Below are 2353 nucleotides of genomic sequence, written 5' to 3'. Positions count from 1 at the left end.
GGGTGGGGAAGACCTTGGACAGCACGGCCACGTTCAGGCCAGCCAGAGACAGTTGCAGCGACGCGCGCATGCCGGAGCCGCCGGCCCCGACGATCACGACGTCAAACTTGCGGGTAGGAAGGGAAGTAGCGCTCATTTTTTACAGTCTCCACAGCACTTGGATGGCCCAGCCGGCGCAGCCGACCAGCCACACGATGGCAAACACTTGCAGGCTCAGGCGGATGCCAACCGGCTTGATGTAGTCCATGAAGATGTCGCGCACGCCCACCCACACGTGGTAGAGCATGGCCAGGATGACCACGAAGGTCAGTGTCTTCATCCATTGCTGCGAGAAGATGCCAGCCCACTTGTAGTAGCTGATGGGCTCGCCAAAGATCACTTGGGCCAGCAGCGCGATGGTGAACAAGGCCATCAGCACGGCCGTCACACGTTGCGCGAGCCAGTCACGCAGACCATAGTGCGCACCGGTAACGATGCGCTTGGTTCCGTAGTTTTGAGACATGGTTGTTATTCCTGCGGTCAGGGATACAAGAACGGGAAAATCAGAACAGGCCGAACAGCTTGGCAGCCAGCACCACGGTCAGGCCCGAGCTCAAGGCCAGGGTGACGACGGCAGTAGAGTGCCCCTGCTCTTTGCTCACGCGGTGCGTGGCATCCATGATCAGGTGGCGCACGCCAGCGATGAAGTGCACCAAGTAGGCCCAGATCAGGCCCAGGGCGATCAGCTTGAAGAACCATCCCGGGATGAGCCCATCGGCACAGCCGGCATTGAACACTGCCGTGAACTCGTCGTACGAGATCTCGGTGGAGACGCTCGTGTCGAACATCCAGATGATGAAGGGCATCAACAGGAACATGATCGCGCCGCTGATACGGTGGAGGATCGAGACGATCCCCGCCGGAGGCAGGCGGTAGCTGACAATGTCAGTCACGTGGATGTTCCGGTAGACGGGGCGTGGGGTTTTCGCGTTGTCAGCCATGTTGTTAAAGGCTCCTGCCGAGCGTCAAAAATCTGTCAAGAGAATCGGAGATTTTAGGGCAATCCCCAGCCCGACGAACGCGCTCGGCTTGTGGTCATCCACATGACAACCCTTCGCTTTGCGTGAACAAGGTCAATAAATTGGTCGTCAGCTCAATTCATTGCGGTAAAAGTGGTGATCGGTACGGTACAGACCGCGGCGCAATTCAACGGGTTGATCGCCGTAGGTGAAGGCCAGGCGCTCCACGCTGAGCAATGGGGTGCCAAGCTCGACTTCGAGCAATCGGGCATCGGTTTCGTCGGCGGCCACGGCGCGGAGTTTTTCTTCCGCGCGAATCATGCGCACGCCAAATTCGGACTCGAACAGGCCGTACATGGGGCCGCGGTACTCGCTAAGGCGATCGGCGGTGAGGCCCTTGAACATGTGGCCGGGCAGCCAGATATCGTCCAACACCACCGGCTGACCTGAGAAATGCAGCACACGGCGCACTTCCACCACCATGTCGCCGGCTTTCATCTGCAGGGAGCGGGCCACATCCACCGGGGCACGCAGACGGCGGCAATCCAGGAATTCACGACGCGCAGAACCAGGCAAAGGCGAAGGCTGATCAGGCGCCAGACGCAGGAAGCGGTACTGAACCTGCTCTTCCGCATGGGTGGCCACGAAGGTGCCCTTGCCCTGACGGCGCATGAGGAGGTTCTCGGCCGCCAGCTCGTCCACAGCCTTGCGGACGGTGCCCTGGCTGACCTTGAAGCGGGCAGCCAGCTCGATTTCACTGGGGATGGCCTCACCGGGGCGCCACTCGCCTGACTGAAGGCTGCGCAGGATCAGTGTCTTGATCTGCTGATAGAGCGGGCTGAACGATGGCCCTGACACCGCTGAAGGTACGCCTGCGCCGACGGCGGACGCCAGGGCGTCAGGAGCAGCAGTTGATGGCGAAGAAGGCACCACGGCGTGTCGTCAGGGTTGGGATCGATCGGGGGTGGGATCGGGTAATGCAAGAACCCGCGCCGGATAAGGCCACGGGCCGGGCGCCATTGCACCACAACTGCAAACCAAAGTCCAGAAGTAGGATGAAAGATGTCTTATATAAGACATAAGAATATTGACACCGCAGGTTGATCGCACTAGACTGCCGCGCGAAGCTACAATCGAGGGTTGTCTCTAACCCTTCCCCTCTCACTTCCTATTCGGAGTTGCACATGAGCAAAGCACCCGTTCGCGTCGCCGTTACCGGCGCCGCTGGCCAAATTGGTTACGCCCTGTTGTTCCGCATCGCCTCTGGCGAAATGCTGGGCAAGGACCAACCCGTCATCCTGCAACTGCTGGAAATCCCCGACGAGAAGGCCCAGAACGCGCTGAAGGGCGTGATC

General features: G+C 60.0%; 4 protein-coding genes and 1 pseudogene. 1 reads left to right on the top strand and 4 read right to left on the bottom strand.

Annotated elements, in window-relative coordinates:
- From HY836_RS17515 to HY836_RS17500, 4 genes are all read right to left on the bottom strand, one after another.
- The coding region (locus HY836_RS17515; protein ID WP_290678791.1) for an FAD-binding protein at nucleotides 1-136 on the bottom strand (136 nt) is incomplete at its 3' end.
- Nucleotides 137-139: 3 nt separating this feature from the next.
- Nucleotides 140-502 carry a succinate dehydrogenase, hydrophobic membrane anchor protein gene (sdhD, locus tag HY836_RS17510; RefSeq protein ID WP_290678785.1) on the bottom strand — a complete coding sequence of 121 codons (363 nt, stop codon included), beginning with the start codon at nucleotides 500-502 and terminating at the stop codon, nucleotides 140-142.
- A gap of 40 nt (nucleotides 503-542) precedes the next feature.
- Nucleotides 543-980, bottom strand: coding sequence for a succinate dehydrogenase, cytochrome b556 subunit (gene sdhC, locus HY836_RS17505; RefSeq protein WP_290678782.1), 438 nt, complete (start codon nucleotides 978-980; stop codon nucleotides 543-545).
- A 147-nt stretch (nucleotides 981-1127) separates the two neighbouring features.
- Nucleotides 1128-1892: a GntR family transcriptional regulator gene (locus HY836_RS17500; protein ID WP_290678788.1), complete on the bottom strand. Its 765-nt coding sequence runs from the start codon at nucleotides 1890-1892 to the stop codon at nucleotides 1128-1130.
- Between the two features lie 290 nt (nucleotides 1893-2182).
- Here HY836_RS17500 and HY836_RS17495 point away from each other — a divergent pair.
- Nucleotides 2183-2353: pseudogene (locus HY836_RS17495) on the top strand (malate dehydrogenase); the annotation flags it as partial.

The sequence above is a fragment of the Aquabacterium sp. genome, from assembly GCF_016234775.1.
Classification (GTDB): domain Bacteria; phylum Pseudomonadota; class Gammaproteobacteria; order Burkholderiales; family Burkholderiaceae_C; genus Aquabacterium.
Note: the sequence above shows the minus strand (reverse complement) of the source record. Positions and strands in the feature narration are given on the sequence as shown.